The following is a 7,768-nucleotide window of genomic DNA, read 5'->3' as shown; positions in this document are numbered from 1 at the left end:
CGTGGCTTCCGCGATCTCGCCGCCGACGCCGACGATCTCGGCCGCGCCGCCGCGCAGGCGAACCGCAATGCGCGCAAGACCTACGCCAATGTGCCGTCTCCCTCGCCGGAGTTCGACCGGCTCGAGCCGAACATGGAGAATCGCGGCGCCGATCCGGACGCCCCCTATTCCTATGACGAGTCGAGCGAGGAGGCCGAGCGCTACCCGCAGGGATCGCAGCCGCGGGCGCGGATCGGCAATGGCGGCGATCGCAACGTCAAGAAGAGCGCGCGGCTCGGCTCGGCATTCCCGTTCAAGAGCGCGATTGCGGTCGGCATCATCCTGATCCTGGTCGGCGCCGGCATCCTCTGGGGCAAGCAGGCGGTCACGGTCGTGAGCGGGCTGCTCAAGTCGTCACCCTCGGTGGAGGCGCCGAAGGATGTCGCGACGCCCGCGACCAAGCCGAAGATTCCGGACCGCGTCGGCCAGCCGTCGTCCAGTGAGCCGGTTGCGCCGGTGGCGCAGCGTGTCGTGCTCTATGACGAGGACCCCAGCGATCCCAAGGGCAAGCAATATGTGGGCTCGGTGATCTGGCGCACCGAACCGATCAAGGCTTCGGGCAACGCGGCACCCGACATCGCCGTGCGCGCCGACATCGAGATCCCCGACCGCAAGTTCAAGATGACGATGTCGTTCCGCCGCAACACCGACTCGTCCTTGCCCGCGAGCCACACCGCCGAGCTCACCTTCATCCTGCCGCAGGATTTCCCGAACGGCGGCGTCGGCAATGTGCCGGGCATCCTGATGAAGTCCAACGAGCAGGCCCGCGGCACCCCGCTCGCAGGCCTGGCGGTGAAGGTCACCGACGGCTTCTTCCTGGTCGGCCTCTCCAACGTCGATGCCGACCGCTCGCGCAACCTGCAGCTCCTCAAGGAGCGCTCCTGGTTCGACGTGCCGCTCGTCTACACCAACCAGCGCCGCGCCATCATCGCGATCGAAAAAGGCGCCCCCGGCGAGCGCGCGTTCAACGACGCGTTTGCGGCGTGGGGGGAGTGAGGGGAGTTCTTTCCTCTCGCTGAGTTGTTTTGCAGTGAGTAGGCGCCATGAAACGCTACCTGATCTTCGCCGCTATCGGTCCGTTCATCGGTGGTCTCATTCTGCTGTTCGCGACCAGCTATCAGTCTGGTTATTGGAACGAGACGGGCGTGCACGAGGTCGGAAAGTTCTTCCTGGCTTTCGCCAAGACGCTGCAATACGCGTATCTGTTCGGCATCGTGCCGTCACTGATGCTGGCGGCGATCGACGACATCCTGATGCATGTGCGGAAAATCAATCCGTTTGCGCGGATGCTGACCATTGGCGCGATCGGATTCATCGCGGCCGAATTGCTCTACGGTTCGCGCGGCCCGGACTCCGGCGCGGTGCAGTTCATTCTGTATGGGCTCGTCGGCCTGGTGCCGGCAACGCTGTCGTCCTGGCTGGCGCACAAATACGCGGAAGAGCCGCAGCCGGCGACCACGTAACCGCTTTCGCCGTCATTGCGAGCCACCGGGGCGGCGCTACGCGCCGACCCGTTGGCTCGCAATGTCGATGTGGCTGCTTTGGGTGCGACAATCAACCCGACGGGCAAATCAGCTAAAACCTTCGCCCAAAAATAGATCGCTTAACCCGTCGGCCACCGTCATGCCCGCCACCGGGTCTCGCCTTCGGCGAGCCCGATGACAGGCTCCGGCGGGCATCCGGTAACCGGCGGCTTCTCGGCTCAAGCACTGCTGCCTCTGGAATACTGGATCGTCCGGTCAAGCCGGACGACGACAGCGGAAGCTGTTTGAAAGTTGAATCAGAAACCTCCCCGTCATTGCGACCCGTTGGCTCGCAATGACGGCGTCGTCCCGGCTTGAAGTGCGCGGTGATGTCTCGTCAGAACCGCTGATCGATGAAGACGACTATCTAACAGCCATAGGCTGCGATGCTTTATTGCAGGCCGTACTTATGCAACGCGACGATCATGAGGCGAATGATGCAGTCCGAGATCGTTTCGCCTCGCAGGCGCACTTGCTGCAGCCCCGCCAACGTTGCCTCGTTGACCGGTATGAGCCAGTTGCCGTTTGGCAGGCGCCGTCCGGTCGGGCCCCAGCCGCACTCTCTATCAAGGCGCGGCACTCCTCGGTGATCTCAATATTCGGCATCGCTTTGATCGGAGTCCTCGCGGGATTAAAGCGGGCGGTGTTGGCCTGAGCCAACATCATAGCTCGCGCTGCGCGCGCCCCGGCAACTGCACATCAGAGAATCCATTTCACCGCATGCTCTGCTGTTGGATGGGTTCCGGGCTCGTCCTTCGGACGCCCCGTCTCGGAGAGGACGGCGGCGATCCTGGCGCGGTTCATGTTCAGAACGTTAGGCGGAACCGGGCGGACAGCCCGTTTTCCTCGGTGTGAGCGCCGAGCCGACCCGTATAGGAAAAACCCAGCGTGGCGTCCTTGCTGAGGGGGATATCGAGCCCGGTCTGGATGAGCGCGGCATCGCGGGCGATCGGCACGCCTGTCACCGTAAAGGCATCGGAGCTGACAAAGGCGTGGGTGGTCCACGGCGTGACATCGCCGAACGCATGCTGCCAGCCGAGCGTGCCGTGCAGATTGCCGCTGAACGATCCCAGACTGACGGGGAGTGCGCCACGCAGGCCGATCGTGGAATAGGTGACGTTCTGGGTCTCACCGCCGCCGTGCAGGCCGGCGGTGCCGTTCTCGTCATAGCCGTTCGTGTGCAGATTGACCCAGGCAAAGCCGGCAAACGGTTCAAGGGCGGCCCCGCCGGCATGGAAGGTGTAGCCGGCATCGCCGAAGATCTGCGTGGTGCGGGCATTGTAGGAGGTCTTGTCGATTTCGGCGAAATCGGGGAAGGCGACGTTGCGGCTGGTATCGATCGCATGCCAAGTGTTGGCCAGACCGAGATGCAGGCCGAGATCGTTGATCCTTGTGCCGGCATACGCGCCGATCGTGGACTGGTCGACGTCGGCCGACGAGGCGCGGCCATCGACGCTGTAGAATGAGCGGCCATAGCCGCCCATCACGCCGATCCGCCAGCCGCTGTCGATGAGCTTGTCGGCGCCGACGAAGAAACCACCCGCGGCGCGGTCGAGGCTGGCGGCGTTGCCGCCTCCGCCGCCGAGCCGGGCCCAGCTGCCATAGCCGGAACCCCAGACGGCGAGGCCGTCGCTGAGCTTTCGGACATTGTCGGCGGATGATCCGCCCGCCTCGCCGAAGGCGGCGAGCAGCCGGCCGGTGACGGCGTCGCGGGCAAAATGGCTGTCCTCGATCAGGCCGCTCTTCAGACTGGCATGGATCTCGCCGTCGAGAGCGTTGTAGGCGCCGCGGGCTTCGCCAGCGTCAAGCAACAGCAGCTTGTTGTAGAGCGCAAGCGACGAGCCGGATTGCGCCAGCGTGTCGAGTGCAACCGCGGTGCGGTACTGGTTCGCGGTGTGGGCAACCGTCTCGAAAATGGCCGGGTTGCCCGAGCCATCTGTGTTCGTTGGGGCCAGGGCAACGGTGAGATAGGCGCTATCGGCGGTGTAGCTGAGGCTGGTCGTGAGGAAGGCGGAGGAGATGGCGGAGCCGGCGAAGCTGCCGCTCACGCCAGTGCCGGCCCTCAGGATCGTGGCGGTCTGGCCTTTCTGGTAGCTGGCCAAGGGATCAAGTGTGGAGACCACCACAGTGCCGCCTTTAAGGGTGGCTCCGCCCGACACCGTGGTCAGGTCGCTGCCGGACCCGGCAACATCCACCGCATAGATCGCGCCGTTCTCGAAGGTGAGGTTGCCGTTGACAGTCAAGCTGCCGATCGTGCCCGCTCTGCCGGGGGCGAGAATGCCACCGCTGTTGATCGTCGTGGTGCCCACGCTGCCGGTGCCGGCGAGGGTGGCGCCGGCATTGACGATGGTCAGCGCACTCGAGGCGATGGAGCCATCCACGGCCAGGGTGCCGGCTGGAATCGTCGTGGTCCCCGTGTAGCTGTTGTCGCCGGTCAGGACCACGGTGCCCGTCCCACGCTTGGTCAGGCTGCCGGTCGATCCCGCGGCGTCGGCGAGATCGGCGTTCAGGGTGAAGGTGTCGGCGGCGGCGACCGCTTCGACGTTGAGGTTGCCTTGCAGGGTGACACCGCCACTCGCGGTGAGCGTGAGAGAGGTCTTGCCGCCGGCGATCAGGGCTCCGCCGCCGTCGACATTGGCATTGTCCGTTGCGGTTCCGCCGCGGAGCGTGGCGCCGTTTGCCAGCACGATGCTGCCTTCGGTGGTGATGCTGTTGTTGCCAGCGGCGACCAGGGTGGCAGTGCTGCCCAGGGTAAAGCTGGAAGAAGAGCCGTCCAGTTGGATCGCGCCGGCGGTCACCGTGGCGGCGGCGTTGGCTGAAGTGGCGTTGCTGACCTCGCCGGCGGCATAGAGGTAGAGCCTGCCGGCGACGACATTGAAGGTGGTCTGGCCGCCCGAGTTGGTGAAGACATTGTTGCCGCCGAGCTTCCAGGTGCCGTCGCCGGTTTGGGTGATGGCGAGGGTGCCGTTGGCCCTGCCGCCCATCGGATCGCGCATGTCCAGCACCCCTCCCGAGGCTACGCTCACATTGAGCGTGGCGGGCCCATTCAAGTAGATGGACGAGGCTTGTCCGCTGGCCGTATTGCCGGAGAAGGTGGAGGTCCGGCCTCCGCCGACCGTCAGATTGATCGTGCCGTAATCGGTGTAGACCGCGCCGCCCAGCGTGCCGGTCGTGTTGCCGAAGAAGCTGCTGTCGGCGATCGTCACCGTGCCGCTTGCGTCGAAAATGGCGCCGCCACCATGGGCGGCGTAATTGTTGGAGAAGCTGCTGCCGGTGATCGTCGCGGTGCCGTTGATGAAGATGGCGCCGCCATAGGTGGCCGAGTTGCCGGAGAAACTGCTGTCGGTGATCGTCACCGTATGGTTCGTTTCATTGAAGATCGCGCCACCGGCGCCGGCGGAATTATTGGAGAAGTGGCTGTCGACGATGGTTGCCGTGCCGAAGTTGAAGATCGCGCCGCCACCATAGGTGGTGGACGAATTGCCGGAGAAGCTACTGCCGCTGATCGACGCCGCGCCAGTGTTATAGATCGCTCCGTTCGCGTTGCCGGAGAAGCTGCTGTCGGCGATCGTTGCCCTGCCGGTGTTGTAGATCGCGCCGCCGGCACTGCTGGCGGAATTGCTCGAGAAGCTGCTGCCGGTGATCGACATCGTGCCGGCGTTGAAGATCGCGCCACCCTGACTACCGGCGGTATTGCTGGAGAAGCTGCTGTCGACGATCGTTGTTGTGCTGTCGGCGTCGCTGTAGATGGCGCCGCCATAGGAGGTGGCCGTGTTGCCAACGAAGCTGCTGTTGGCGATAACCGTGCGATAATAGTTGATGACTGCACCGCCGGCATAAGTGGCCGAATTGTTGGAGAAGCTGCTGCCGTAGATCGACATCGTGTCGGTGTTGAAGATCGCGCCGCCGGTGACGCTGGCGGAATTGCCGGAGAAGCTGCTGTCGACAATTATCGCCGTGGCGGAGGAGGTGATCGCGCTGCCGCTACGGGCGGAATTGCCCGAGAACCTGCTTTTGACGATCGTTGCCGTGCCGGAGTTGTTGTAGATTGCGGCGCTATAGAAGGCGGCGGAATTGCCGGAGAAGCTGCTGTCAGCGATTGTGACCGTGCCGGCGTTGAAGATCGCGCCACCCCGCTGTACGGTCGTGTTGTTGGAGAAGCTGCTGTCGGCAATCGTCGCCGTGCCGCTGTTGTAGATCGCGCCGCCATAGGTGGCCGAGTTGCCGGAGAAGATCACGGACGAGTTGGCCCCGGCATCGCTCAGATCGGCCCTGGCGCTGCCGATCGAGAAAGAGGCGCCGGAATTCACATAAATCGCTCCGCCACTCGCTCCGCTGCCGCTCACCGAGTATGTCAGCGTGCCGCCCGCATTTACATAGTTCGCCGTCGCGCCGGATATGGTCTGCATGGTCGAGACCGATGTGGGCGTGCTGACGGTCGTGGTGGCGTTGCTGGCCACGGCCTGGTTGTAGGCCGTCAGCGCCGCTTGCATCGCAGCGGTGTTGGTCGCGCTGGGGTTGCCCGCGTAGGCCACGATGGTGGCTTGCAGGGCGCTGGACGCGTCGCCGACCGCATCGGCCCACGCCAGCGACGGCGCAAGGCTCAGCAGCGGTGCAGCGGCCGAAACGCCCCACTTCCACTCAGAGCCGACCCGGCGGCGATGCCGGTGTCCGGGACGATCTTTCTTGCTGAGAACCCTGACCGGTTCCGACGCCTGGACGAGGCCAACGACTTGATTGAAGGCAGGACGGGAGGCGCGATTCATGGGCAGCGATCGACCGGTAAGCTGAAGTTGTTCAGCAAACACACGAGCAATCTGACGGCTACCCCCTGGTACGGAAAGCATGAAGTTTTGGACGGAATGCGAAGTTTTCGGTAGCAGTGCGTACGATCCGAACGCACGCCTCGCGGGTTGCACTTCATCACGCGGTGAGATGGTCTATGGTTAATGATTCGAACGATCGAGTGGAACCGCGCGCTTCCTCGCGGACATCTCCCGAATCGCCCTCACCGAAGCGCCCCGCGCGCTTCCTCTACGGAGAGCGAAGCAGCCTTGATCCCCGCGCGAACGGCGCCGACTATCTCGCGGACGCCAACCTGTTTCGTCGCAGCTATGTTCGAACCATCGGCGAATCCGAGGGGATGCCGCTCGACAGCACCACGGCATGGCTCGTCGGAAACAACGTCGCTTTCTACAAGCTGACATCCAATTCCTGCGTGGAGGCAAAGCGAACCGAAGCGGACGCCGCGGCCGACAAGATCGACGGCGTGGTATTCGACTACGTCCTGTCCGGAGAATATAGCGAGGAAACTGCAACCGATTTCGTCAGCCTGAGCGCCGGAGACCTTGGGATGGTCCAAAGCACGGTCGAGGTAACGGCGCGGTCGCGCCGGGTTCGCATGGCGACGATTTTCCTGCCGCGAACGCGTCTTGTCGCCGCACTCGAGACCGACCTCTCCGACGACCGCTTCATTCTTCGCTTTCTCAGTTCCGCTCCGCTGGCGCCCTTTATCGGCGCCCAGATGCGGTTGCTGTTCGAGTCCTACGGGAGGATGGACGCGCAGGACTTCGAGATCGTGCTGGAGGCGACGGCCGAACTCCTCATCCATCTGCTGCGCTGTGAGCTATCCCGGGGCGAGCAGTTTCAGGCACGACCAGGCAAGGAATTCATGCGGGCGATTGCCTACATCGAGGAGAACTATCATCGCGCCGAGCTGACGCCGGATGATATCTGGCGGGGCATCAACGTATCGCGGACCCAGCTCTACAAGCTGTTCTCGGAGAATGGCCTGACCGTGGCAGGATATCTGCGCGACGTTCGGCTGCGCCGTTTCGTCGATGCCTTGAGGACGACGGACGCGTCCGGAATCGGCCGCCTTGCCTGGACCTGCGGATTGGACATGCAGGCCGCCGACTTCACCCGTTTATTCAAGCGTGTCTATGGGATGACGCCTCGCCAGGCGCGAGCGGCTCTACAAGCTGGGCAGCCGGTCGTAACCAAGAAGGCTGGTACATAAATTGTAACAGTTCGCGTGGTCCCGTGCGGCGCTATGGATTGTTTCGCGGAGCCCGTCATCGGGCGGCGCTACGCGCCGACCCGCTGGCTCGCAATGGCGATGTGGATGCAACGGGTGCGACAAATCAACCCGACGGGCAAATCACCCAAAAGTCTGTCCAGCCCTCACGCAAAAAACATTCCGCTTT

5 protein-coding genes are annotated in these 7,768 nt (G+C 63.8%); 4 read left to right on the top strand and 1 reads right to left on the bottom strand.

Annotation, left to right across the window (positions count from 1 at the left end; translation table 11 throughout):
* The 3 genes from CWO89_RS37755 to CWO89_RS37745 all read left to right on the top strand — a co-directional run.
* Window positions 1-1,035: hypothetical protein (locus CWO89_RS37755; protein ID WP_130583439.1), on the top strand; the 1,035-nt coding region annotated here is incomplete at its 5' end.
* Between the two features lie 47 nt (window positions 1,036-1,082).
* Entirely contained in the window at window positions 1,083-1,502 is a 420-nt protein-coding gene (locus tag CWO89_RS37750) for a DUF5413 family protein (protein ID WP_130583438.1), read from the top strand.
* A gap of 355 nt (window positions 1,503-1,857) precedes the next feature.
* Entirely contained in the window at window positions 1,858-2,217 is a 360-nt protein-coding gene (locus CWO89_RS37745) for a hypothetical protein (protein WP_130583437.1), read from the top strand.
* Between the two features lie 151 nt (window positions 2,218-2,368).
* Here CWO89_RS37745 and CWO89_RS37740 read toward each other — a convergent pair whose 3' ends face one another.
* Window positions 2,369-6,328 (bottom strand): autotransporter outer membrane beta-barrel domain-containing protein, encoded by a 3,960-nt coding sequence (locus CWO89_RS37740; protein WP_165421494.1) that lies wholly within the window; start codon window positions 6,326-6,328, stop codon window positions 2,369-2,371.
* 377 nt (window positions 6,329-6,705) lie between these two features.
* Here CWO89_RS37740 and CWO89_RS37735 point away from each other — a divergent pair, with 377 nt between their 5' ends.
* On the top strand, window positions 6,706-7,581 hold the full coding sequence (locus CWO89_RS37735) for a helix-turn-helix domain-containing protein (RefSeq protein ID WP_207234653.1): 876 nt from the start codon (window positions 6,706-6,708) through the stop codon (window positions 7,579-7,581).
* Window positions 7,582-7,768: the final 187 nt, after the last annotated feature.

The organism is Bradyrhizobium sp. Leo170 (assembly GCF_004296405.1).
In the GTDB taxonomy this organism is placed as follows: domain Bacteria; phylum Pseudomonadota; class Alphaproteobacteria; order Rhizobiales; family Xanthobacteraceae; genus Bradyrhizobium.
The sequence above is the reverse complement of the archived record's forward strand: the minus strand, read 5'-3'. Positions and strand labels throughout refer to the sequence as shown.